This window comes from Massilia pinisoli, from assembly GCF_024753285.1.
GTDB lineage: Bacteria > Pseudomonadota > Gammaproteobacteria > Burkholderiales > Burkholderiaceae_D > Telluria > Telluria pinisoli.
In genome coordinates this window covers 397,277-422,896 of record NZ_JANUGW010000002.1, presented here as the reverse complement: position 1 = coordinate 422,896, position 25,620 = coordinate 397,277, and the positions used below count along the sequence as shown (strand labels likewise).

General features: G+C 67.5%; 18 protein-coding genes. 5 read left to right on the top strand and 13 right to left on the bottom strand.

From position 1 onward, the window contains the following. Window positions 1-52 precede the first annotated feature (52 nt). The 10 genes from NX784_RS04000 to NX784_RS03955 all read right to left on the bottom strand — a co-directional run bounded on the left by NX784_RS04000 (window position 53) and on the right by NX784_RS03955 (window position 13,564). Window positions 53-3,166: an EAL domain-containing protein gene (locus NX784_RS04000; RefSeq protein ID WP_258815399.1), complete on the bottom strand. Its 3,114-nt coding sequence runs from the start codon at window positions 3,164-3,166 to the stop codon at window positions 53-55. A gap of 388 nt (window positions 3,167-3,554) precedes the next feature. Continuing rightward, the gene (locus NX784_RS03995; RefSeq protein WP_258815398.1) at window positions 3,555-4,526 is read right to left on the bottom strand and encodes an HDOD domain-containing protein; all 972 of its coding nucleotides are present in this window, start codon (window positions 4,524-4,526) and stop codon (window positions 3,555-3,557) included. Window positions 4,527-4,671: 145 nt separating this feature from the next. Further along, on the bottom strand, window positions 4,672-5,238 hold the full coding sequence (locus NX784_RS03990; protein ID WP_258815397.1) for a response regulator: 567 nt from the start codon (window positions 5,236-5,238) through the stop codon (window positions 4,672-4,674). Further along, window positions 5,216-6,562 carry a response regulator c-di-GMP phosphodiesterase, NosR family gene (gene nosR, locus NX784_RS03985; RefSeq protein ID WP_258815396.1) on the bottom strand — a complete coding sequence of 449 codons (1,347 nt, stop codon included), beginning with the start codon at window positions 6,560-6,562 and terminating at the stop codon, window positions 5,216-5,218. Before nosR ends, NX784_RS03990 begins: the two co-directional genes overlap by 23 nt. Then, complete coding sequence (locus tag NX784_RS03980) at window positions 6,559-7,476, bottom strand: ATP-binding protein (RefSeq protein WP_258815395.1); 918 nt, start codon at window positions 7,474-7,476, stop codon at window positions 6,559-6,561. The genes nosR and NX784_RS03980 overlap by 4 nt, the downstream gene beginning before the upstream one ends. Further along, window positions 7,466-8,320 carry an HDOD domain-containing protein gene (locus NX784_RS03975; RefSeq protein ID WP_258815394.1) on the bottom strand — a complete coding sequence of 285 codons (855 nt, stop codon included), beginning with the start codon at window positions 8,318-8,320 and terminating at the stop codon, window positions 7,466-7,468. The genes NX784_RS03980 and NX784_RS03975 overlap by 11 nt, the downstream gene beginning before the upstream one ends. After that, window positions 8,317-8,634, bottom strand: a complete 318-nt coding sequence (locus NX784_RS03970; protein WP_258815393.1) for a hypothetical protein — start codon at window positions 8,632-8,634, stop codon at window positions 8,317-8,319. Before NX784_RS03970 ends, NX784_RS03975 begins: the two co-directional genes overlap by 4 nt. Before the next feature lie 5 nt (window positions 8,635-8,639). Then, window positions 8,640-11,234, bottom strand: a complete 2,595-nt coding sequence (locus tag NX784_RS03965) for an EAL domain-containing protein (protein ID WP_258815392.1) — start codon at window positions 11,232-11,234, stop codon at window positions 8,640-8,642. A gap of 215 nt (window positions 11,235-11,449) precedes the next feature. Beyond that, window positions 11,450-12,052: a nitroreductase family protein gene (locus NX784_RS03960; protein ID WP_258815391.1), complete on the bottom strand. Its 603-nt coding sequence runs from the start codon at window positions 12,050-12,052 to the stop codon at window positions 11,450-11,452. A gap of 93 nt (window positions 12,053-12,145) precedes the next feature. Further along, on the bottom strand, window positions 12,146-13,564 hold the full coding sequence (locus NX784_RS03955) for a DUF3943 domain-containing protein (protein ID WP_258815390.1): 1,419 nt from the start codon (window positions 13,562-13,564) through the stop codon (window positions 12,146-12,148). Between the two features lie 196 nt (window positions 13,565-13,760). Between NX784_RS03955 and NX784_RS03950 the strand changes: the two genes are divergently transcribed. Continuing rightward, window positions 13,761-14,558: a COG4705 family protein gene (locus tag NX784_RS03950; protein WP_258815389.1), complete on the top strand. Its 798-nt coding sequence runs from the start codon at window positions 13,761-13,763 to the stop codon at window positions 14,556-14,558. On the opposite strand, the gene NX784_RS03945 is transcribed toward NX784_RS03950, so the two are convergent. Together NX784_RS03945 and NX784_RS03940 are read right to left on the bottom strand one after the other, a co-directional pair. Next, complete coding sequence (locus NX784_RS03945; protein WP_258815388.1) at window positions 14,555-14,815, bottom strand: hypothetical protein; 261 nt, start codon at window positions 14,813-14,815, stop codon at window positions 14,555-14,557. The genes NX784_RS03950 and NX784_RS03945 overlap by 4 nt on opposite strands. A 120-nt stretch (window positions 14,816-14,935) precedes the next feature. Beyond that, complete coding sequence (locus NX784_RS03940; protein ID WP_258815387.1) at window positions 14,936-15,892, bottom strand: sensor domain-containing diguanylate cyclase; 957 nt, start codon at window positions 15,890-15,892, stop codon at window positions 14,936-14,938. Between the two features lie 41 nt (window positions 15,893-15,933). Here NX784_RS03940 and NX784_RS03935 point away from each other — a divergent pair, with 41 nt between their 5' ends. Then, window positions 15,934-16,290, top strand: coding sequence for a hypothetical protein (locus tag NX784_RS03935; protein ID WP_258815386.1), 357 nt, complete (start codon window positions 15,934-15,936; stop codon window positions 16,288-16,290). 368 nt (window positions 16,291-16,658) lie between these two features. Continuing rightward, window positions 16,659-17,993, top strand: coding sequence for a wax ester/triacylglycerol synthase family O-acyltransferase (locus tag NX784_RS03930; RefSeq protein ID WP_258815385.1), 1,335 nt, complete (start codon window positions 16,659-16,661; stop codon window positions 17,991-17,993). Window position 17,994: 1 nt separating this feature from the next. Here NX784_RS03930 and NX784_RS03925 read toward each other — a convergent pair whose 3' ends face one another. Further along, window positions 17,995-19,668 carry a glycoside hydrolase family 43 protein gene (locus NX784_RS03925; RefSeq protein WP_258815384.1) on the bottom strand — a complete coding sequence of 558 codons (1,674 nt, stop codon included), beginning with the start codon at window positions 19,666-19,668 and terminating at the stop codon, window positions 17,995-17,997. A 458-nt stretch (window positions 19,669-20,126) separates the two neighbouring features. On the opposite strand from NX784_RS03925, the gene NX784_RS03920 reads away from it, so the two are divergent. Together NX784_RS03920 and NX784_RS03915 are read left to right on the top strand one after the other, a co-directional pair. Then, window positions 20,127-24,881, top strand: a complete 4,755-nt coding sequence (locus tag NX784_RS03920; protein WP_258815383.1) for a discoidin domain-containing protein — start codon at window positions 20,127-20,129, stop codon at window positions 24,879-24,881. Window positions 24,882-24,892: 11 nt separating this feature from the next. Continuing rightward, window positions 24,893-25,507, top strand: a complete 615-nt coding sequence (locus NX784_RS03915) for an NF038129 family PEP-CTERM protein (protein ID WP_258815382.1) — start codon at window positions 24,893-24,895, stop codon at window positions 25,505-25,507. The last annotated feature ends 113 nt before the right edge of the window (window positions 25,508-25,620 follow it).

The window sequence follows — 25,620 nt, the reverse complement described above, 5'->3', positions numbered from 1 at the left end:
GCCGGGCGGGTATCCAAAAGCGCGATAGCACACCCTGCCTGGCGTGGCGCGATCAACGCCCGGTCGTTCCCCGCTTCGCCTCGAACTCCACGAACGCTTCGCGCACGGCCTCCTCCAGCTCCTCGTCGATCCACGGCTTGGTGAGGAACTTGAAGATCGCACCCCGATTGACGGCGTCCGTCACCGACTGCAGGTCCGTGTACCCGGACAGCACCATGCGCACGGCGGCCGGGTACATCTGCTTCACGCGCGCGAGGAATTCCGTGCCGCTCATGCCGCGCATGCGCTGGTCGCACACGATGACGCCGACCTCGGTCGTCGCGAGGATCTCGAACGCCTCGCGCGCGCTGCTGGCCACGAGCACGCGGTAGCCGTTCTGGCGCATCGACCGGCGGATCGCCGTCAGCAGGTTGACCTCGTCGTCCACGTACAGCAGGGTGCGGTGGTACGGCTGCGGAGAGAGCTTGCCGAGATCGAGCGCCTTGTCGTCGCGCAGCATGCGCGCGCACTCGTCGGCGGGCGCGGGGCGGCCGAACAGATAACCCTGGATCTCGTCGCAGCCGTTCTGCGCCAGCAGCGCCAGCTGCCCTTCCGTCTCGACGCCTTCCGCGATCACCTCGAGCCGCAGGCCATGCCCCATCGCGACGACCGCGCGCGCGATCGCGAGGTCGTCCGGGTCGGACGTGAGGTCGCGCACGAACGACTGGTCGAGCTTCAGGCGGTCGACGGGGAAGCGCTTCAGGTAGTTCAGGTTCGAATAGCCGGTGCCGAAATCGTCGATGGCGAGGCGCACGCCCATTGCCTTCAGCTCGCACAGGATGTCGACCGTCTTTTGCGGGTCTTCCATCGACGCGCTTTCCGTCAGCTCCAGTTCGAGCAGCCGGGGTTCCAGCCCCGTCTCGGCAAGGATGCGGCCGACCGTTTCCACGACCCGCTCCGAGAACTGCCGCGCCGACAGGTTCACCGACACCGGCACGGCGCGCAGGCCCGCGCGCTGCCACGCGCAGCACTGCTCGCACGCGCGCCGCAGCACGCGTTCGCCGATCGCGAGGATCAGCCCCGTCTCTTCCGCCAGCGCGATGAAGCGGCCCGGCGGGATCAGGCCCTGCTCCGGATGCTGCCAGCGTAGCAGCGCTTCGAAGCCGATGATCCTGCCCGTCGACAGACTCGCCTGCGGCTGGAAGTACACGACCAGCTCGTCGCGCTCGAGCGCGCGCCGCAGCGCGTTCTCGAAGCGGAAGCGCTCGTACACGCCGTCGTTGAGTTCCGGCCGGTAGAACGCATAGCGCTCGTCCTTGCTGGCCAGCGCGCGCTGCAGCGCGGCTTCGGCGTCCTGCGTGAGACCGTCGTAGTCGTCGGCGTCGTTCGGGAACAGCGCGATGCCGACGCAGGGGTCCAGGTGGACCTCTTCGTCGCCATGCACGAAGACCTGGTCCATCCGTTCCAGCACGTGGCGCGCGAGCGCGGCCAGCTCCGCCTCGTTCGCGCGCAGCACCGCGAGCGCGAACGTGCGCTCGCCCGTGCGCGCGACCGTGAGGTCGGCTTCGCCCAGTTCGCCCAGGCGCGCGGCCACCTGGCGCAGCAACGCCTGCTCGGCGTCCAGGCCCAGGGTCGCGCGGATCACCTGCAGGCGCGTCAGGCGCAGCAGCATGAGGCCCAGCAGCGGCTTGCCGTCGATGACCCGAGCCTGCATCTGGCGCACGCGGTCGCGCAGCAGCACGTCGTTCGGCAGGCCCGTCTCGCGGTCGAAGTTGGACAGGTAGCGCAGGCTTTCCTCGGCGCGGCGCAGCTCCGTCACGTCCATGCCCGTCGTGACGACGTATTGCACGGCGCCGTCGGCGCGGCGCAGCATCGTCGACGACCAGATCACCTGACGCACGCTGCCGTCGCGCGCCACCCACTCGCCGCTTTGCTGCACCGGGACGGCGCCGGCGGGCGACGCGTTGATTTCCACGGGCGCGCTGTCGGCCCGGCGGAACAGGTCGCGGAACGGCCGGCCCAGCACTTCGTCGGCGCGCCAGCCGGAGCTCTGCTCGCAGGCCGGATTGAACAGGCGGATGTTGCCGTCGCCGTCGAGCACGCACACGAGCGCGCCGCTCAGGTTGACGACGGCCGACAGCAATGCCCGTTCCGACTCCAGCGCCGCGGTGCGCTCGTCCACCAGGCGCTCCATGTTCCCGTACAGGTGCGCGCGCTCGATCGCGACGGCGATCTGGCTGCCGACCGTCTCGAGCACTTGGCGGTCGTCGTCGGCCAGGGTGCCGTCGGCGAGCGTCAGGCACATCATCCCGCGGCTGCGCACGCCCGTCGTCAGCGGCACGCGCACGCTGGGCTCCCCGCGGCACGTGGCGCGCGCGACGACGGCCGGCTGCCCCGTTCCCGGCGCAACGGCGCAGTCGCACGGCGCGACCACGGCGCCGCTGGCGTCGCGCGCGACGGCGAACGATGGCTTGCCGTCGTGGTCGAGCAGGTGGATCGTCGCGCCCGACACGCGCGGCAGGTCGAGCACGCGGTCGAGCGCGCGCTCGGCCACGTCCTGCTCCGACAGCACGGGGTTGATCGCCTCGGCGACGCGGTACAGGCCTTCCAGCGACTGGTACGAATGGGCGATGCGCTCCTGCTGGGCGCGCAACTGCTCAGTCATGTGGATCGCTTCCTCGTACGTCGAGATCAGCAGGTCGAAGATCTGCTGGCGCTCCGCCGTGATGAAATGCGTCTGCCCGCCCAGGTTGATCTTCATGCCCAGCTGCACCCGCTCGTTCGAGCGCAGCGCCCGATTGGCGAGGATGAAGCGGATGCGTCCCAGCAGGTAGTCGGCCTCGAACGGCTTGCGGATGAAATTGTCGGCGCCGCAGTCCAGGCCCTTGATCACGTCGTACAGGCTGCTCAGGGACGTCAGCAGGATCACGGGAATGTCGCGCAAGGCCTCGTCCTGTTTGATCGCCTTGCACATCTCGAAGCCGTCCATGCGGGGCATGGCGATGTCCGTGACGACCAAGGTGGGCGGTGTCTGTCGGACCGCCTCGAGGCCGGCGCGCCCGTCGGCGGCGACGCGCACGCGGTAGCCCGCCGTCTCGAGCAGCCGGGCAAGCTGGCGGGCCTGGGTCGCGCTGTCCTCCACGACCAGGATCTCGATGTCGTTGCGGTTGTCGGGTGGTGTGCTCATAGCGCCTCAACATGCGCGCCCCCCCACGGGCGCATCGACAACACCGCTTCGGGCGCGAAGGCGGATGAAACCATGACGTACTCCTGTCGGCGTGAGGGCCATTCGACCGATGGCATTCTGCTCACACGACTCGATCCTAGCGGACCTCGGCCAAGACGTCCCAGGCGGGCGCGGCCGTGATGCACTACAAATGCGCATGTAAAGACCGCCCGGCTGGGCTTAACACGCGGATTTCGTGAAATTTCCGTTAATAAACCGCAATTCTGCGTATGACATGCATCAAAACCGGCATTTGTGTCGTAAATTAAACGACAGCCGTTATCGATAAATTGTTGCGAAAAATTGACATTTATCGATGCGTTTTGCTGTACATACGGGCCGGCCGGCGTCAGGCTTCGAGATGGCTCAGCTTCCCGAGGCAGCGGCGCTGGAAGCTGTCGAGCCCTTCCGTCACGAGATCGTCGTCCTCGGCCACGACGGCGGCGTCGATCAGCAGGCGCAGCTTCGCGATGCGATCGCCCAGCGACAGCGCCTGCGCGAGGTACAAGTCGCCCGGATCGCCCGCGTGTGCGATGGCCTCGGTGACTTCTTGCGGGAATTCCCAGTGGCGCGCGATGCCGGCCGACAGTTGCCGGCCGCATGCCAGCAGTTCGCGGGCGAAGTCGTCGCCGCCGGGAATCGTGGCGTTCGGGCACACGCCGTCGGCCAGGCGGAACGCGACGATCAGGCCGACGTTCTGCATCAGGCCTGCCAGGTAGGCTTCGAACACGTCGGCCGTGAGGCCGGGCGCGACGAGGCTCGCCGCGAGCGCGCACCGTTCCGACTGGCCCCACACGTGCGGCGCGGCGCGGCGCGAAAAACCGTCCCCCTGCATCTTGATGATGGGCCGGAACGCGACGCGGGCCAGCAGCATGCGCAAGCCGTTCTGGCCCAGCATCATGATGGCGGCCTCGACCGTCTTCACCTGGGTCATGGGGCGGTAGTACGCGCTGTTCGCCTCGCGGATCACTTCCGCGGTGAGCACGACGTCCTGCACGACGAGGCGCGACAACTCCGACGCCGACACGTCTTCCTCGGCCAGGCTGTTGAGCAGCTGCGGAATCACCTCGGGCACGCGCGGCACGAGCCCGGCCGCCTCTTCCGGGCGCGCCGTCAGTCCGCGCACCTGGTCGAGGATCGTGGTCTGCACCTCGGCGGGCGCCTCGTAGCGCGCGGTGCCCGTCAGCCAGCGGTAGTATGCCGCGTCGATCTCATGGCTGATGCGCTCGGCCTGCCGCGCCTGCTGCTGGGCCTGCGCGGCGGCGTCCACCTGGCTGGCGCCGCTGTCCGCGCCGCCCATTAAACGAGATAAGAAACCCATGAGATATCACCCCTTGGCAAAACGGTTAAACCGATCGGTCCCGGATTATGCCAAAAAAATTCCGTATTGCAACTATCTTAGTCCCGCGGCATCCGATTGCCAATGCCCCGGCATGAATTTTTCGGGGCCGTGCGGCCCCCGCAGGTCAGAACAGGCGGATGTTGCCATGCTCGTCCCAATCCACGCGCGTGATGCCCGGCTCCTCCTGCTCGAGCCGGCGCAGCACGGCCTCCTGGGCGCCGTCCCCGGCGTCGTCCGGCACGGCCGCAGGCGCGGCGACAGGCACGGCGGCAGGAGGCACGGCCAGCTTGCCCTTCTTGGCCGCCGCCAGCTGGTCGCGCCGCGCGAAACCCTCCGTGACCGTCGCCACGAGTTCCTCCTGGTCCCATGGCTTGGCCAGGTAGCGGAAGACCTCGGCGCGGTTGACGGCGGCGACGATGTCGAGGATTTCCGTCGTGGCGCTGACGACGATGCGGATCGCGTCCGGCTGCAGTCCCTTGACCAGCTGGAGCACGTCGGCGCCGTTCAGTCCCGGCATGCGGTAATCCGAGATGACGACGTCGAAGTCCTGCTCGCCCGCGCGGTGCACGGCCAGTTCCGGCTCGTCGAAGGCTTCGATCACGACGTCGTCCTGCGGGAACGCGGCGCGCAGCGTGCGGCGCAGCGCCTGGAGCACGGACGGCTCGTCGTCAAGAATGAGTATCCGGCGCATCCGCGGCTCCCGATTTCACGAACAATTGCAATTCATTGCCGGCGCGGCGCTCGAACTCGGCGAGCTGTTTCAGCATCCGGTCGGTCAGCACGTGGTCGGCCGACAGCAGCAGCGCGCCTTCCGCGGACATCAGGTCGCGGCTCAGGACCATGCCCGGCTTGAGCTGCGCCACGCCCACGGCGACTTCCGGGATCACCTCGGCAATGGTGCGGCCCGTGCGGATATCGTAGAACGCCTCGACGACGCTGGGGTCGTAGCGCTTGCCGCGGCTTTCGGCCACGAGCTCCGTCGCCTGCGCGGCGTCGATGCGGCGCTGCGCGAGCACGCCCTGCTGCAGCGCCTCGAAGTCGTGGGCGACGGCGAGGATGCGCGCGCCCAGCGGGATGTCGAAGCCGGCCGCCCCTTCCGGGAAGCCGGCGCCGTCGAAGCGCTCGCGGTGCGTGCGGATGATGCGCGCGGCCTCGCGCAATTCCTCGAGCGGCATCAGGAGCTCTTCGCCGAGATGCGGGTACTTGCGGTACAGGCCCAGGTTGTCGCCCTTCAGCAGCGATTCCGGAATGCCGATCAAGGTGTCGGGAAAGCCCGTCTTGCCGATTTCGTGCAGCAGGCCGGCCACGAACACGTCCTGCGCCTCGCGCGCCGTGAGGCCCATGCGCAGCGCGATGCGGCGCGCCAGGTCGGCGACGCGGCGGCCGTGCCCCGCGACGGCGCCGCTGCGCATCTCGGTCAGGCTCGACAGCACCTTGATCAGGGTGAGGAAGTTCGTCTTCAGCCGTTCGTGCGATGCCTGCAGCGATTTCTGGGCCGAGGTGAGCTCCGCCGTGCGCTCGCGCACACGCTGCTCGAGCGTCGCGTTCAGTTCGCGCAGCTGCTCGTTCTGTGCCTTCGTCAGCGCTTCCAGCCGCACCTTTTCGCGCTGCAGCGCCTGGCGTTCGAACGCGTCGCGGATGATCAGGAGGATGGCGTCCTCGTTCCACGGCTTCGTGATGTAGCGATAGACTTCGCCGCGGTTGATGGCACCGATCGTCGCCTCGTGGTCGGCGTGGCCCGTCAGCAGCAGGCGCAAGGTGTCGGGCCAGCGCTGGCGCACGGTCTCGAGGAATTCCGTGCCGTTCACCTCGGGCATCTGCATGTCGGAGATCACGATGTCGACGTGTTCCTCCTCCAGCACGGCCCAGCCGGCCGCGGCGCTGCCCGCGCACAGGACGCGGTAGTTCTCCCTGCGGAACAGGCGCCGCAGCGACGCCAGGATGTTCGGCTCGTCGTCGACGCACAGGATCGTGCCCACGGGCTCGTCCAGGGTCATGGCCGCACTCGTATTCATGCCAGCTTCTCCGTACTGTCGTCCGCGTCGGGTTGCCGGATCGGCAGCTCGATGCGGAACGTCGTCCCGACGCCCTCCTCGCTCTGCATGTCGATCCGGCCGCGGTGCTTTTGTATGATGCCATAGGACAGCGACAGGCCGAGGCCCGTGCCGGTGCCGATGGGCTTGGTCGTGAAGAACGGGTCGAAGATGCGCGACTGGATCGCCTGCGGGATGCCGCAGCCGTTGTCCGCGATCTCGATCCACACGTTGCCGCCGGATTCGCCCGTGCGGATCGTGATCCGTCCGCGCGGGCCCTCGATCGCCTGGGCGCCGTTGACGACGATGTTCATGATGACCTGGTTGATCTGCGACGGGAGGCATTCGACCTCCGGAATCGTCCCGTATTCCTTGACGATGTCGGCCTTGTACTTGACTTCATTGTTGACGATGTTCAGCGTGGAGTCGATGCCCTGGTGCAGGTCGGCCCACTGCCACTGCTGGTGCACGTCGACGCGCGAGAAATCCTTCAGGTCCTGCACGATCTTGCGCACCCGCTCGATGCCGTCGCGCGACTCGGCCATCAGCGCCAGCACGTCCTCCTGCAGGAACGCGAGGTCCACCTCCTCGCGCAGGTCGGCGATGCCCTTCACCACGTCCGCGTCCGCGATGAAGGGTTCGGCCTCCTCGTACCGGGCCAGCACGCGCAGCAGGCTCGCGACATACGTCTGCAAGGTGCCGAAATTCGAGAACACGAAGCTGATCGGGTTGTTGATCTCGTGCGCCACGCCGGCCGCGAGCTGGCCGATCGACGCGAGCTTTTCCGACTGGAGCAGCTGCGCCTGGGCCATGGACAGCTGTTCGCGCAGCAGTTCCGCCTCGACCGCTGCACCTTCCGATGCATCCACTTTATCGATGTCGACGTTATCGTTCATGATCCTCGCTTCGCATCAGCAGGCGGCACGCTTCCTCGAACTGTCCTTCCGTCTCGCGGCAGGCGGCCAGCAGGTGTGAATCGGTAAGGCGCAGCCTGTCCCAGGCCCCGTCCAGCAGCGGGGGCACGGCGGCGTGCGTGGCGCCGTCCAGGTCGAGCGCCAGCACCACCGCATTGGCCGCGTGCACGACGCCGGGGATGTCGGCCAGGTCGGCGCCGGCCGGCGCGTGGTGGTTGCCGATCGCGCGCCGGATCACGGGCGGGAATTTCCACGCCTCGGCCAGCATCTGCCCGACACGCTCGTGGTCCACGCCGAGGATGCGCAGCTCGGCCTCATGGAGCGTCGCCTCGTCGGCCGCGCACGCGTCGAGCACGCGCGCATACTCGTCGGGGAAACCGACGGCCAATACGAGCCGGCCGATGTCGTGCAGCAGGCCCGCGATGAACGCGGCATCGTGGTCCAGGCCCGCGTGGCGTGCCAGGCTGCGCGCGCACACCGCCGTCGCGATCGAATGGCGCCAGAATTCGGCGATGCGGGCCCGGTGCGCACCCGCGAAATGGTCGATGACCTTGCTCGCGACGGCCAGCGCGCGCGCATTGTCGAACCCGAGCACGAGGACGGCCTGCCTGACCGTCCTGACCTTCCCGGCCAGGCCGTAGAACGACGAGTTCGCGATGCGCAGGATCTTCGCCGCCATGCCCTGGTCCATCGACATCTTGTCCGCCAATGTCGTCACGTCGATGTCGTCGCGCCCGAAGGCGCTGATCAGGTCGAGGACGACGGACGGCAGGGCCGGCAGGTCGCGCAGATTGTTCACCACGAAGGTGACGTCCCGTGCGGTCATGGCAACTCCGCCAGGCGGTACTGCTCGACGACGAGGCGCAACAGGCCGTTCGCGGGGCCGTCGCCCGCGTGCCGGCACAGGTACGCCAGGCGCGCCCGCACGCGCGCGCGCTCGGCGGCGAGGTGGTCCGGCGCGGGCACGTCGGCGACGACGTGCAGCGTCGCGACGCCGCGCCGGACGAGCGCCCGCAGCATCGCGCCGTCCAGCGCCGTCGCCCTGGGCAGGAGGACGTTGCCCGCCGCGTCGCGCACGTCGTCGTAGAGGACGGCGCCTTCGCGGGCCTCGTCGATGGGAACTGCTCGGAACCGTGTCATCGTCGTCATGCCGGCAAAGTCACCGCGATCAGCCAGCCGCGCGACTGGCTGCCGCTGCCCATCGGCTGCACGCTGGCCGCGAAGCGCTTGCCCTCGTGCTCGTAGTCGAACGAGAATCCGGCGCCTTCCTCCATGCGGTCAGGCAGGTCGGGGAACAGCTGGCGCACGTCGCAGCCGAGCAGGAGCCCGTACGCCGCGAACATGCCTTGCGCGGCCCGGTTCGCGAGCACGACGATACCGAGGTCGTCGCTGGCCAGCACGGGTACGGGCACGTTGTCGAGGGCCTCATGGACGATGTCCAGGCTGATCTCGCCGCGCTCGATTTCGCTTTGCTGGCGCGCCAGCACCGTCTCGAGCTGGCGGTTCACGGCGGCGAGTTTCTGGTTCGCCGTGCGCACCTGCAGCGCGAGCAGCCGGTTCTCGTTGGCCATCGCGCTGTACGCGACGGCTTCCTGGATATGGCTGCGGAGTTGCTCGTCGTCCCAAGGCTTCGTGAGGAATTTGTAGATCGCGCCCGCGTTGACGGCGTCCGTCACCGTCTGCAGCTCCGTGAAGCCGGACAGCACGATGCGCACGGTGTCCGGGTACGACTGGCGGACCTTGCGCAGGAATTCCACGCCGGTCATCTCCGGCATGCGCTGGTCCGACACGATCACGTCGACGGCGTTCTCCGCCAGGATCTGCAAGCCCTCGCTGCCGCTGTTCGCCGTGAGGATGCGGTAGCCGTCGCCGCGCAGCAGGCGCCGCAGCGACGACAGGATGCTCGGCTCGTCGTCCACGAGCAGCAAGGTGGGCTGCGTGCGGTTGAAGCGCAGCAGGCGCGGTGCCAGGCCGGCGCCCGCCCGCAGCATCGCGGTCATGGCGTCGACGGCCAGCGGAAACGACACGTAGCCGCCCTGCACCTCGTCGCACATATGGCGCGACAGGAATTCGCACTGCGGTTCGCGCTCGACGCCGTCGGCGACGACGCGCATGCCCAGGCTATGGCCCATCGTGACGATGGCGTTCACCACGGCGGCGGCGCCCTCCTCGTCCGGCACGCGCGTGAGGAACGAGCCGTCGATCTTGAGCACGTCGAGCGGGAGGCGCTGCAGGTTGGCGAGGCTGGAGTAGCCGGTGCCGAAGCCCGCGAGGCACAGGCGGATGCCGAGGTTGCGCAGCGCCTGCAGGCACGCGACGGCACGCTCCATGTCGCCCATCAGCAGGTTTTCCGTCAGTCCCAGGTCGAGGCCGTCCGCCGGCAGGCCGGCCTCCGCGAGCGCCGCCGCGATCGACTGCTCCGGGTCGCACATCGTGAACTGGTGCGCCGTCAGGTTCACGGCAACGCGCACCGCCGTCAGGCCCTGCGCGCGCCACCCCGCCGCGTGCGCGCACGCCGTGCGCAGCACCCAGTGACCGAGGTCGCCGCTCAAGCCGCATTCGTCGGCGATCCCGGTCAGCGTGGCCGGCGCCACCGTCTCGCCGTCGCGGTCCCAGTGCACCGACGCTTCCACCGCGGTGATCGCCCCCGTCACGAGGTCGACGCGCGGCTGGTAACGGACTTGCAGCTTGCCGTCCGCCAGCGCTTCACGCAGCGCGAAACCGAGGCGCAGCCGCTCGATGTCGGCGCCGTCCGGCGGCGTGTCGTCCCAGCGCACCACGCCCGCACCCGCTTCCTTCGCGCGCGCGAGGGCGCGGTCGGCCGCCAGCAGCAGGCTGTCCGCCGTCTGGCCGCTCAAGGGAAACGCGGCGGCGCCGACGGAGCACGTGACGTACACGGCCTGGTCGGCGTGGTCGAACGGCTCCGCCACGGCGCGGACGATGTCCTGGATCGTGCTCGCCGCCTGCGGCTGCTGCCCGCCTTCCAGCAGGATCAGGAATTTGTCGCCCTTGTCGCTGGCGACCGTCGCCTCCGGCCCGGCCGCGCGCTCGATGCGGCGCGCGATCTCGTGGAGGATGCGCTGGCCGCTTTCGCTGCCGACGAGGGCGTTGACCCGCTTGAACAGGTCGGGACGCAGCGCGGCCACCTGCAGCGGATGCTGGGCCCGCGCCGCGCGCCGCAGCGCGTGCTCGAGCCGGTCGCGGAACAGCGCATGGTTCGGCAGGCCCGTCACCACGTCGTGCGTGAGGCTGAACTCCAGGTCGCGCTGCGACACGGTCTCCATCGTGACGTCGCTGCCCAGGATCAGCAGGGCCGTGCCGCCTTCCGCCCCGCCGTGCGGGATGGGCTGGGCGACGAAGTCGACGTAGCGCAGCTGGGTGCCGCCGTCTGGGCTCGCGAGATGCACCGGGCGGGCGCTCTGCACGAGTCGTTCGCCCGTCGCCATGGCGCTCTTCAACAGGGGCATGACGCCCTGTTCGGCCACGTCCGGCAGCGCGACGTGGAACGGCAGGCCGACGAGGTCCGCGCGCCCCACCAGCCGCTTGTACGCGTCGTTCGCGTGGGCGAACACGAAGTCGGGGCCGACGAGGCAGGCGACGAAACCGGGTGCGTGCTCGAGCCATTCCAGCGCGACGTACCCGGCGGGGCAAGGCGGCACCGGCACCGGGGCGGACCGCACCGGACCGCAAATGATGCTGCGGTCGGTGGTCGCTGGATGTTGTGTATTGGCTGCGGTCATGGCAGTGTCTGAAGAACTCACAAGGCTTAAGATAAATCAAGCCGTACACCGGAACTATAAAACATTGCCGTGGAGAATGTTCGTGTATTGCACCGACTGTGTCATAACAAAGACACTTCCAGTGCCTGTATGACAAGCGATAGGCCCGTTTCAGGCAATTCTGCACGCGGGCGATGTCACAATTTCTACGACAAACGCCGATGCGTCCCTGGGCGCTACAGGCTCGAAAAAAATTGCGCGGGCTGCGGCCGCGGCCGCGGTGGCTTCATCGCGCCGGCCGTGCCGAAGCCGATGAAACAAATGGCGCGCTCGTGCGCGGAAAGGCGCAACAGGCGGCGCATGCCGGGCGTCTCCAGCGCGCCGCCGCTCGCGAGCCCGCTGGAGACGCCCAGCGCCTGCGCGGCCAGCAGCATGTTCTGGATCGCGCAGCCCAGCGACACGAGCTTGTCGGTGCCCGGGACGGGCGTCGCGGGATCGTCGACGAGGATCGCGACGAGCACGCATGGCGCGTGCTGCGCCTTCGCGCGCGCGGCCGCGCGCGTGGCATCGTCGGCCGCCGGGTCGCGCGCCACGAGCGCTTCCTCGAAGACGGCACCCAGGTCGTCGCGCCGCGCCTGTGGGACGAGCACGAAGCGCCACGGACGCAGCAGGCCGTGGTCGGGCGCTTGCGCGGCCGCCTCCAGGATGCGCGCCAGCACCGCATCGTCGGGGCCCGGCGCCACGAGCCGGCGCAGGCCCACGTGGCGGCGTGCGGCCAGCAGGTCCCACAAGTCACCGTTCATGGGCGCGGCGACGACTGTTTTTTCGATGTGATGCATGGGCGGGATGCCGTTGAAGAAACGTAAAATACAGCCAGTTTCTCACAAGGTGATACGCAGGGATACACCTCCCATCGCCGTCGCCGGCGCACGTCACCAGTTCACGGCGCCGAGGCCTCCAGTCGGCTCATAGCTGTAGTACAGACCGACCGTGTCGCGCCGCTGCTGCCGTTCCGGCACGCCCGCGAACGCGAACGTCCGGCGCGACGTGATGTACTTCAGCGCCACGGCGTGGTGCGTGGCGAACCGGTACGTCAGCGACGCGTCGCCGCGGAACACGCGGTCGGTGCCGCCGGTCTCGGGACTCGTCAGCTTGCCGTCGAAGAATTTACGCGCGGTGGCGTCGAGCGACACCTTGCCGCCGCCGATCAGGCGCACCATCACCATCGCCTGCGGGGCGAAGCCGTAGTTGTACTGCCCGCTCGTGCTGGCGCGGATCGTGCCCGTCGACGTGTAGCCCACGCCGGCCGACGCATGGCCCTGCAGCGTGAGGACGTCCGCCAGCCGCCACTGCGCGTTGGTCCCCAGCGACAGGCCCGTGCTGGCGACGCGGAACACCTGCGGCGCGAGGTAGTCGTAGCTGCCGTACAGCCCGGCGATGCCGCGCACGGCGCTGCCGGCCGCATACGGCGCGCCGACCAGCAGGCCGCGCGACGCGAGACTTTCGACGCCCTGCACGTTCGACAGCCGCAGGCGGAACAGGAAATAGTCGAACGGCCGGTGGTACGTGTAGCCGGGCTTGCCGGGCTGGCCGTAGTCGAGGGCGAAATCGGCCGCGAGCTCGTTGCGGCGCGGCGCCAGCGACGGCCCGACGATGCGCCGCGAGATGCCGCCGGCCCCCAGCTGCAGTCGCGTGTAGACGGCCGGGCTGTTGCTGGGCCAGATGGCGCCCGCGCGCCCCGGGCGCACGTAGCGGTTGAACCCCAGCGACGGCGCCACGGCGGTCGCGGCCACCTCGCGCCAGCGCGGCGACAGGCCGTAGCCCTGTTCCAGCACGAGATTCGCCATCCGGTACAGCGACTCGCCGAGGAAGCTGCCGCCGAAGCTCGTCGTGATCTGGTCGTTGCGCGACGGCGTCGTCGTCTCGCCGGCGATCTCCCACACGGCGCTGCCGGCGAACGCATAACCCAGCGATTCCCAGAACGTCAGCCCGTTGCTGCGCGCGAGGCCGAAGTACATGGAGCCCTGGTACGGGTGGCCCAGCTGGTTGATCTCGAACGGATCCTTGTCGACGACCCAGCTGCTGTGCAGGTTGCGCCGGATCGACCCCACGCTCACGCCGTAGTCGTCGGGGCGGACGAACGCGTGGTCGATGCGGTTCAGCGCGAACTGGAAGCCGACGATTTCCAGCGCGGCCGCGCCATCGCTTTTGTACGGCCGGTCATCGGCCGTTCGGGGCGCGGGATCGGCCAGCGGGTCCTGCACGGGCGGCGGCACTGGGTCCTGGGCCCGGGCGGCGCCGGCCGCCAGCGCGAGCAGCAGCGCGCCATAGATTGTTTTTGTTGTCGTCATGTCGTCAACCCAACGATCGCTTGGCCGCATGCGGCCGGAAGTTGAATTAAATATAACGAATGTTATCGATTGACGTCGCACGCTAACCCAGCATGGATGCGATCGCGCCTGCCGCTACACGACGTTACCGAGAAATCACGCTGGCGGACGCGGCATTAGGCTAGGATGGCGCGCATCGTCGTTCATCGGAGTCCCCATGCATTCCACAGCCGCCGCCCACGATGGCCATCACGCCGACCTGGCCAAGGTCCCCGCCGTCACCTTGGGATTCTGGATCATCAAGATCCTCGCGACGACGCTCGGCGAGACGGCCGGCGACACCGTCACGATGTCGATGCACCTCGGCTACCTCGCGGGCACCGGCGTGTTCGCGGCCCTGCTGGCGCTGGCGCTGGCCGCGCAGATCCGCGCCAGCCGCTTCCATCCGTTCCTGTTCTGGACCGTCATCGTCGCCACGACGACGGTGGGCACCACATTGGCCGACCTGTGCGACCGCTCGCTCGGCATCGGCCACCTGGGCGGCTCCGCGCTGCTGTTCGCGCTGCTGGCCGCGACATTGTTCGCGTGGCACCGCAGCCTCGGCTCCGTGTCGATCCGGCGGCTCGACACCCGCGCGGCGGAAATCTTCTACTGGCTCACGATCCTGTTTTCGCAGACGCTCGGCACGGCGCTCGGCGACTGGGTGGCCGATCCGGACACCGGGTGGGGCTTCGGCTATGGCGGGGGCGCCGCGCTGTTCGGCGCCGGCCTCCTCGTCGTCGTCGCGCTGTACCGGTGGACGCGCACATCGCGTACGGTGCTGTTCTGGGCCGCGTTCATCCTCACGCGGCCGCTGGGCGCGACGGTCGGCGATTATCTCGACAAGCCCGTCGCGGCCGGCGGCCTCGCGCTGAGCCGGTACGCGGCGTCCGGCGCGCTCGTCGCCTGCATGCTCTTGCTCGTGATCGTGCTGCCCCAGCGGGCGGAACGCCTGGTGCGCGTCGCCCGCGATTAATGGGGCGCGCCGCGGCGGGTATCGATGGCGATCCAGTTGGTCTCCCAACGCTGCCCGCCGTCGGCCGAATATGCCTGCTCGAAGCGCCACTGGCCGGCGCTCATCGGCAAGATCAGAAAGCGCACCGCCACCTCGCGCCCGTTCACCGTGTCCTTGCCATAAAAGATGCCTTGGCCGTCCTTGAACGAGCCCTCCATCGGGTCGGTCATCAACCCATTGGCCAGGTTTGCGAAATGCAGCGTCCAATGGCCGCTCACGTCCAGTTCGACGAGGTTGGCCCGCCCGCGTGTGATGGTGGGAACGCGAGGGTTGCGGACAGTGGGAACGCAATGGATGTCGGTTTCATGGTCGGGCCGCCTGAATGGGCGTGTGGCGATCTATGCTTCGACGTCGCAAAGCCGGTCGCGCCCTGCGGACTTGGCCTGGTACAGGCGGCGGTCGATCCGGTCGAGGAAGACGCCGGGATCGTCATCGGCGGTGGGAACGATGGTGCCGACGCCCAGGCTGATGGTCACCACGCGCCCCGCCCCCGAACGGGCATGCGGGATGTCTTCTTGCATCAGCAGCTTGCGGCAGCGCTCCGCTTGATGGCGCGCCCCCTCGGCGTCCGTCCCCGGCAGGAGCAGCACGAATTCCTCGCCACCGAGGCGTGCGCACAAATTGCCGGGATGCGACGCAGCCGCGTCCAGCGCCTGGGCCACGCGGCGCAGGCAATCGTCGCCTTGCACGTGGCCATAATGGTCGTTGTACTGCTTGAAGTAATCGATGTCGACGATGACGAGCGACAGCGGGTGGCCGGTGTCGCGCGCCTTCGCCCATTGCACGGGATAGACCGTGTCGAACATGCGCCGGTTGGCGACGCCGGTCAGGCTGTCGCGGTACGACAGGATTTCGAGCTCGCGCTGCAATTGAAGGATCTTCTCCTCGGCCTGTTTGCGCGCCGTGATGTCGAACATGAAGCCGACCAGGGAATCGACGCTGCCATCCGGGCGGCGTACGACGTGCACGACGTCCCGGATCCAGACGTAGTCACCGTGGCGCGTGATGGCCCGGTAGTCGGCTTCGTGATCGACGCCCCGCTGCGATTGCGCCACGCAGAAATCGACCGTCTTCTGCCGATCCTCTTCGTGGATGCGATCGGCCCAGTCGTTCACGGATTGCCAGCTCGCCGGGCTCCATCCCAGCAATGCTTCGATCTGCGGACCGATATAGGTAAAGCGCATCGTGGCCCAGTCGATCCGCCACGGGATCGCCTTCGTCGATTCCAACAACGTGCGATAGACGCCGGGCTCGTCGCAAGCGACCGGCTGAAAATGGAGAGGTAAGGAAGTCATGGAATGTGGGCGCGTGATGGTTGCCACATTGTGCACCGGGCGTGCTGACTTTCGTCAAGGGATATATCCGCCAGACGGCTGCCGCTCTCCACGAGCGGATCCGAATGCCATACCCGCTGCGTTCGGGCCTACGTCCGGGACGTCACAAATTGTATCGTAATGTTCCGGCAATTAATTTCTGGTTTGACAACGGTATAGTCGCGCCCGCACTGCCGATCCGCACACCCTTCAAGACTGGAGCAACGATGACCCGCAAGCACTTCGCCGCTGGCCTATTGATTTCCGCCCTGCTGACCGGATGCAGCGGTGGTGGTGGTGGCGGCGGCGCGGCGGACACCCCGGCCCGATCCTCGGCGACCACCTATGCGTTCGTGCGTCCGAAGCCCGGCGCTCACTGATCTTCGCCCAAAAGCTGACCGACAACCTGAACAACACGATCAACAGGACGTTGACGCAGGACGATGACGCAGGACGTGACCGCGGTGAATGCCGACGGCAGCTTCATGCAGTGTCACAAAGTAAAAAAGTGCATGTTAGCACTAGCGCATCAGCGACTCATCAGCGTACGGGCGTTCGCGACAATGCGCTTGCCGGACGCGGTTTGCTCAACGCGCCACACTGACTCCAAAAGGCATCAATTTGGCCTCCAGGAACAAGCACAATCCAAAACAAGTTGTTGCCACTAAATTATTCTTGAGTGAATACCCCGTCGCGTCGCGATCGTCGAGGACAGGGGTGGGAATAAAAAGCATCGAGGAGCGCCCAAGTGAAGAGACAGACCGGCACCCGCATGACGCGGCGTGATTTCGCGTGGTTGCGCATGGATGGCGACCGCAACCTGATGGTCATCAACAGCGTGCTGCTGTTCGCCGGACCGCTCGACCTGCAGCGCCTGAAATCGACCATCGCGCAGCGCCTGCCGAACTACCCGCGCTTCACCGAAGTCGTGCGCACGCGCTGGGGCGTGCCGTACTGGGTCAAGGACGACACGTTCGACATCGACGCGCACGTCGAGCACTTGCCCGTCGCCGGCGTCACGAGCCGCGACGCGCTGCAGGCGCTCGTGAGCGGCATGGCCCTGACGCCGCTCGCGGACAACCGTCCGCTGTGGCACATGAGCGTGATCGACCGCGTCGAAGGCGGCCACGCGATCGTGTTCCGCGTCCACCACTGCATCACGGACGGCCTCGGGCTCGTGCACGTGCTGCGCCACCTCACGGACGACACGGACAGCCACGGCGCGGCGCTGCCCGCGCGGCGCGACCATCCGCACTGGAGCGTCGGCGCGCGCAGCCCCGCGTGCTTCGTGCTCGGCGCGGGGCTGTCGTGGCTGAAGGTCGCGTACCACATCGCGCGGCTGGCCGCGCTGCCGTTCGATGCGCGTACCCGGCTCAAACACAAGATGGCAGGCGCCAAGCAGCTCGTGTGGCTGCCGCCGATCGCGCTGTGGCAGGTGCACGACCTCGCCCGCAAGATGGGCGCGACGATCAACGACGTGTGGGTGGCGGCCGTTTCCGGTGCGCTGCGCACCTACCTGCTGGAGCGCGGCGAGAAGGTCGACGATGGCATGCTGCGCGCCGCCGTCACGTTCAACCTGCGCGAGAAGAGCAATGCGTTCCAGCTCGGGAACGAGTTCGGCCTGGTCGCGGTGGCGCTGCCCACCGACGTCGCCAGCCCGCTGGAACGGCTGCGCCTGTCGAGCGCGCGCATGAACGCCATCAAGCGCTCGCACCAACCGCGCGCCACGATGGCCTTCCTGTCGATCGCCGGCGCCCTGCCGCGGGCACTGCAGAGGCTCGCGCTGAACCTGTTCACGTCGAAGGGCTCCGTCGTGCTGACGAATATCGAAGGACCGGCCAGCACCCGCTTCCTCGCGGGCGCGCGCATGACGGACGTGATCTGCTGGGTGCCGCAGGCGGGCATGATCGGCGTCGGGCTCGCCCTCATCTCGTACGCGGGCCAGATGCAGCTGGCACTGTTCGTCGACCAGGCCATGGTGCCCGATCCGGAGCGCCTGATGGCCTTGACGCACGACGCGTTCGAGGAACTCGGCCGCGAGACCGGCTCCGGGCTGGACGTGCGCCAGCGCCGCTCGGCTTGATCTAGCGGGCCGCGCCGTCGATGTCGTACGTCACCTTGTCGACGTCGACATACCCACGTTCGCCGTCCGGATTGAACGTGAACAGCCCCACGCGGCTGCCGCGATAGGCGCCCCACGTCAACGCAACGTCGGACAGCAGGGGGACGAACCGCTTGCCGTCGGCGCTGACGGCAAGCGTGGCCTTGCCGTCGAGCCCCCACGCCGAGCGCAGCCAGATCAGGTCGTGCGGCCACGGCTGCAGCCGCGTGTACGTGCCGTCGCGCGACACTTCCAGGTAGCGCCTGCCTTCCACCATCACGACGCCGGCCGACGCGCTCGACGCGGCCGGATTGGCGGCCCACGGCTGCGCCGTGAAGTGCGCCAGGCCCGCATGCTGGCCGTCGGCCATGCCGGCGAGGTCGAGCCGCGCGACGAACGCCGGGTCGCGCGCGCGCACGACCCGCTGCGTCAGCACATTGCCGACCTTGAGCAGGTTGCCGCCGTCGAGGCCGGGGAACGCGTGCAGCCGCAGATGGCCGGGACGGGCGGCGAGCGACCACTTGCCTGCCCTCGGCTGGTAATTCCACTCCCAGACGGGGGCCAGTGCGGCGGCATTGAAGTCGTCGTTGCCGCCCTGCGGGAAACGCCGCGTCGACGGCGCGGCCGGCATCCGGCCTTCCCACACCATCGTGCCGATGCCGGCGGTGTCGGGCTGTCCGATCACGGGCCAGCCGTCGATCCAGTGGACGGGCAACAGGCTCGCCGCCCGGCCCGCCCAATCGCCGCTGCCGTGGTGCGTGAAGAAATACCAGTTGCCGTCGGGGCCCTGCACGATGCCGCCCTGGTTGGGCTCCATGGCCGCCGTGTCACCCCGCATCAGTTGGCGCTTGTCCGACCACGGCCCGTGGATCGACGGCGCACGCCGCATCATCATGACGCGCCCATCCGCCTGCACTTCGCTGAAGAAGTGGTAATAGGTGCCGTTGAATTTGTACAGCTTGCTCGCTTCGCTGCCCTTGGACTGGTAGATCACCTCGTCCGTCCCCGGCACGAGGCTCGCGTTGTCGGCGCCCAGTTCCCACAGGTGGATCTTGTAGTCGTCGCTGAAGTGCGTGCCGACGAGGTAGCCCTTGCCGTCGTCGTCCCAGAACGGCGCGCAGTCGTCCCAGCCGGCCTCCGGCAGCACGCGCTTGAGCGGCGTCCACGGCCCTTCCGCCTGCGCGGCGCTCGTCATGAAATAGCCTTCGTCCGGCGTGCCGAAATAGATCCAGAAACGGCCGGCGTGGTGGCGGATCGTGCCGGCCCAGATGCCGCGGCCGTAGCGGTTCATCCGGCGCCAGTCGAGTTCCGGCGACATCTGCGTCAGGTCGGACACCGCGTGGCCGACGGTCTCCCAGTTGACCAGATCGCGCGAATGCAGCACGGCCATCCCCGGCGAAAACTGGAACGTCGATGAAATGGCGTAATAGTCGTCGCCGACGCGGATCGCATCCAGGTCGCTGTAGTCGGCCGGGAGCACGGGATTGCGATAGCGGCCGTTGCCGAGGTCGCCCCATTGCGTCCAGGCGCCCCAGGCCACGGCCTCTGCGGCCCGGGACGGCGCCGTCGCGACGGCGGCTGCGGCAAACAGGGCGGCGAGCGCGGCGGCGCGGCGGCGGAAGGGGTCGGGACGGTTGGCTGCGCGTTGAATCGACATGGTTCGTGTTGATGAGAATGGCACGTGTTATCGATCGCGGATACTAGACGTCCGTTGCATGCCTGTCCACGGATTTCTCGTCGGCCGGGTGCCCAATCGGCAAATCCGGTAACCGCCCACCCGACGCGACAAGAATGCAAAAAAAAATCGTGTGCGCGGGTTGCAATCGGGTCTACAATTGCGTGGTATCGATAACGCAAACCCGCTGACGTGCCCCCGCCGTGTTCGTCGCGCGGCGCGGGGCCTGCGGTGGCGTTGTCCGGCACGCAGCCGTCCGGACGGTGCGGGACGTCGTCGATATGCCTTGGATTCAACCGTACTTCATCAAAGAATACCGCTGGAACCCGGTGCCGGGTCGCAGCTGGCGTCGCCGCGCCCTGCCCGTCCGCACCGTTTTCGGCGCTAGATGTTATCGGTAACAACGACACATAACGAGGTCGAACAATGAGGGGACATACATGAGAGCATTCAAGTTGGACCATGCATGCAGGCGCATCGCGTGCGTGGCCTTGTCAATCGGTATCGTCGCGACCCTGGTCCCGGCCCGGGTCGCGCTGGCCGCGGACCCGATCGATACGATGGTCACCAGCTACCAGCCGGTCATCAGCGAATCGGTCGACGCCAGCGGCTTCAAGCATCCCGGCGTCGGGCTCACGAAGGACATGCTGGAAAACATGCGGGCCGAAGTGCTCGCGAAGAAGGAACCCTGGAACACCCACTTCAACATGATGCTGAAGTCGGCCAAGGCGTCGCGCACCCCGGGCATCTCGAACGTCAACGGCTCGGATCCGACGCAACCGCGGATCGACGGGATCGATTCGCAGGGCGCCGAAGGCATCTTCATCGCCGACGCGCTCACCGCCTACACGCAGGCGATCCTGTACTACGTCACGGGCGATTCGGTCTATCGCGCCAACGCCATGCGGATCATCCGCCTGTACGAGCAGATGGATCCGGCCAAGTACGCGTATTACACCGATGCGCACATCCATACGGGGATCCCGATGCAGCGCATGGTGAGCGCGGCGGAAATCCTTCGCTATTCCAGCACCCAGGATCCTGCGCTCGCGTGGACGGACGACGACACACAGAGGTTTTCGGCCAACCTCATCGTGCCGGTGATCCTGACCGACGACAACTGCAACTGCCGGTTCATGAACCAGCACCTGTACACGACCATCGCGAAGATGTCTGGTTCGATCTTCATGGGCGACCGCGATGGGTACAACCAGGCGGTCGAATGGTTCATGGTCAACAAGGACGCGCCGGACCCCGCGTGGACCGGCTCGATCAAGCAGCTGTTCCGATTGGTGACGAAGAACGACGCCACCGGTGAAGAGATTGCCCCGCAGATCCAGCACGTCGAGATGGGACGCGACCAGGCCCACGGCGCCGGCGACCTCACCAACTCGGAAATCCTCTCGCGCCTGATGATGGCGCAGGGTACGAAGGTCGACCCGGAGACCGGCACGCCGTCGACGGACGCGAACGCCGTGGGGCCGTACGAATTCCTGGGCGACCGCCTCCTGGCCGTCCACGAACTGTTCGGCAAGTTCATGATCGGCTACGAGATCCCGTGGGTGCCCGTCGCGATGAGCGTCTACCCGGACGGCACCATTCGCGCGCTGTATCCGACCGTGTCGCAGTCATATCGCGGCCGCCTCACGCAGAACACGTGGGAAGCCTACTACTACTACAAATACGTGCGCGGCATCGATCTGGAACAGGTGGCGCCGGGCTACACGACGATCTACGCGAAGCGCAAGGCCTACAACTGGGACGGCGCTGATGGCGGCGGCGATTTCTGGCTGACGATTCCGAAAGCGGCCGAAGGCGAAGGCAGCAAATACCTGGGCATCCCCATCATCGATCCATACCGCGAAGTGGAAGACCGCTTCACGCCGCTCGCCGGCGATTCCGTCGCGCAGAACGACGGCACGACGTCGTATGTGCGCAGCACGGCCACGGCGGAAGGCACGCGCTATGCCGTGTACAGCTACAACGGAGCCGCCGTGCCGAACATCGGCTTCCGCATCCGGACCAACGGCCAAGCGTCGATGGACGTCTACGGCAATTCGCTCGCGCTGCCGAACACGCGCGGCCAGTGGCGCTACGTCGTCGCACCCGTCAACCTCGGTGACTTCCTGCCGCTGACCATCACTGGATCGGGTACGGCGGTCGACATCGACCGCATCAACGTCCAGTCCAACACGCTGCTCAGCCCACCGGTCTTCAAGTCCGGCAACGGCGACATGACCGTGTACACGTACGCCGGCGCCACCGTCCCGACGACGATCGACCTGTCCGCCACCGACCCCGCCGCGGGCGACGTCGTCACCTACAACATGGACAACCTGCCGCAAGGCGCCACGTTCGATGCGAACACTGGTGCGTTCTCGTGGCAACCGACGCAGGCCGGCACCTACACGTTCACCGCCGAAGCGTCGGATGGAACGACCGTGACGACCAAGCGCGTCACCGTCTTCGTCGGTGCGGACCGGCAGACGACGGTGGGCGCCATCACGGCCCCGTTCAAGCCCGGCACGCTGTACGTCACGTCCACGAAGACGGCCTATGACAACGCGTATGCGGACATCGAGAACACGATCGGTTCCAGCACCGACACCGCCTACTTCCAGAAGCTGGCGACATTGCGCAGCGCCGTCACGGGCCTGCAGGAGCTGACCCCGCTGCTGAAGGACGGCAGCATGGACTACACGAACCTGTTCTTCAAGTCGAGCCTCGCGACGAATTTCGGCGACGCGCCGGCGAACGGCGTCGACAACAATACGGACTCGTTCATCGCCTTCACCATCGCGCGGGACAGCAACCGCACGATGATCCTGGACTTCGGTCCCAGCTTCAAGGTGGCGGCGAATGCGTTCCAGATCCAGCCGCGCACGAGCTTCCCGGAACGCGTGGGCGGGGTGACCATCTTCGGGTCGAACGACAACGAGAACTGGACGCGCATCACGCCGGACGAGACGCTCGCGATCGAGGGTGTGCAGACGCTGAACGTGCAGGACGACTTGCGCAGCCAGCGCTACCGCTTCTTCAAGATCTCGATGATCGACCTGATCTCGTCGTATAACATCCTCGAGCTGGGCGAATTCCGGATCTTCGGCACGCGTTACGAAACGGTGAACAAGCTGACCAATGTGTCGCTCGCGTCGGACCAGGCGCTCAAGAACCGCGTCGTGACCGGCAATACGATCAAGCTGTCGTTCCAGTCGTCCGAGCCGATCAATACGGTGACCGCAACGATCCAGGGTGAGCCCGCGACCATCACGACCAGCGACAACCTGAACTGGACGGCGACGGCCCTCATCAAGCCCACGACGGCGCCGGGCTCGGTGAAGTTCCTCCTCAACTACCACACCGCGGACGGCACACCGGCCGAACCCGTGCTGTTCTCGACCGATTCGACGACGCTGTTCATCGCCGACCAGAAGAACTACATCGCCAACCTGTTCGACATCGCGACCGTGACGGACTCCAATGGCCGCAACGCCACCGATGCGCTCGCGAACGCCAGCAGGCTGTTCGACAACAACCTGACGACGGCGACGGACCTGCGCCTGAACGGCAGCGGCAACAACGGCTGGCTCATGTTCGACTTCCGCGGCGGCGGCACCGCGGCGCTGTCCCGCGTCGAGGTCATCGGCCTGCAGAACCAGTACGCCAGCCGCATCGCGGGCGCCGTCGTGCAGGGCTCGAACGACAATGCGACGTGGACGACGATCTCGAACGCCACCGCGAACACGTCGGACTGGCAGACCTTGACGATCACCGACCAGACGCCGTACCGCTACATCCGCATGGTCGACGCCGGCGCCTGGTTCGGCAACATGACGGAGCTGCGCCTGTATGGCGTGACCGCGTCGACCAACCGCATCGCCAGCGCATCGCTGACGTCGGCGCAGGCGCAGCGCAACCGCATCGTGCCCGGCAATACCGTGAAGCTCAACTTCACCGCGAAGGAAACGATCAGCAACGTGGCGGTGACGATCGCCGGCCTGCCGGCCGCGCTGTCCACGGCGGACAACATCAACTTCACGGCCACCGCGACGCTTGCCCAGGGTACGCAACCGGGCCCCGTCAAATTCGCCATCGACTACGTCGGGCAGGACGGCAAGAACGGCTACGAGGTCACGGAGACGACGGACGGCACCGCGCTGAACCTCGTCGACGAAAGCGACACCATCAAGAACGTGCCCACCGTCGCGACGTTGATCGATTCGACAACGAACCGTACGGCGGCCACGACGCTGACGAACGTGAATGCGCTGTTCGACGCGAACCTGAGCACCGGTTCGGACTTCCGCAACGGCTCCGGCGGTTCGGGCACCGGTTCCTGGGTGGCCTTCGACTTCAAGGCGGGCAACCAGGTCACGCTGACCGCCGCCGAAGTCATCGCCCGGCAAGACGGGTACTACACGCGCGTCAACGGCACCGTCTTCCAGGGTTCGAACGACATGACCAACTGGGCGACGCTGACGCCGGCGGCGAAGTCGACCCAGGAATGGCAAACCCTGCCGGTCGCAAGCCTCGTCCCTTACCGCTACATCCGCGTGTACAACCCGAACGCGTGGTTCGGCAACATGAACGAGGTGCGCCTGCACGGTACCCTGCACGGCGCCGACGCGACGCCGCCCGTCACCACGGCCGCCGCGCCGCAAGGCGTGGCGACCACGGACGCCACCGTCACGTTCACGGCGACGGACGACCAGGGCGGCTCCGGCGTCGCGGCGACCTATTACACGGTCGACGGCGGCGCCCAGCAGACCGGGACCACGGCCACGCTGACCACCAGCGGCACGCACACGGTGAGCTACTGGAGCACCGACTGGGCCGGCAACAAGGAGCAGCCGCATGCGCTCACGGTGACCGTCGATAAGTCCATCGACGTGACGGCGTACGCCACGATCGCGCGCTCCGGCCTGACGGTGAACCGCTTCACCGGCAAGTACACGGGCACCGTGACCATCACGAACGCCAGCGGCCAGACCCTGGACGCGCCCCTGCAGCTGCGCCTGCAGGGCCTGACGGCCGGCGTGACGCTCGACAACGCGACCGGCCTCCAGAACGGCGTGCCGTACATCGCCCTGCCCTCCGCGCTCGCGCCGGGACAGAGCGTCACGCTGACGACCACGTTCTCCAACCCATCCAAGACGGGCATCGGCTATACGCCCCTGCTCTTCAGCGTCAAGTAAAGGACATCGCCATGCTCAACTTCAAGCACTCCCTCGCCCGGCTGGCCATCGCAGCCGCCATGGTCGGCGCCTGCGCACAGGCGGCCGCCACGCCGATATCGATGCCGTACTACCACGTCGACATCAACACCGCCTCGCTGGGCACGGGCCCCGCGTTCCTCGACCTGTACTTCCTGGGACTGGCCGGTGCACCCGCCGCCACCGCCACCGTGTGGAACCTGAGCGGCGCGCTCGACGGCGCGCCGGACCTGACCGGCGCCGTCACAGGCGGCACGCCGGGCCAGTTCACGTTCACCAACGCGTCAGGAGGCGGCGATCTGGTCCAGGGCATCCAGCTCGGGGGCAAGTTCAGTTTCGACGTCGCCTTCACGATGGCGCCGGGCGACACGGGCACCACGTTCGGCTGGGCGCTGTTCGACATGGTGCGCTACCTGGGCGCGGACGGCGACCTTGGTGACTTGTTCCTGCAGCCGAACGCGCCCGCCGGCGAACAGGTCCTCGTCGCGGCGCCCGCGAGCCAGCTGGGCAAAGTGACGGCGGTCCCGGAACCGTCGACGGCATCGCTGATGCTGGCCGCCGTGCTGGCGCTGGCCGCGTTGCGCCGGCGAGGAGCGCGCCGGCTGTGATCCGTCCTGACGCTTTCAATTCGTGATGAAAACCCGGAAGCCGGTGCCCGGCTTTCGGGGTTCTTTCAAGAGGTTAACAATGGGGGGACAGACATGAGAACAATCAAGTTGGA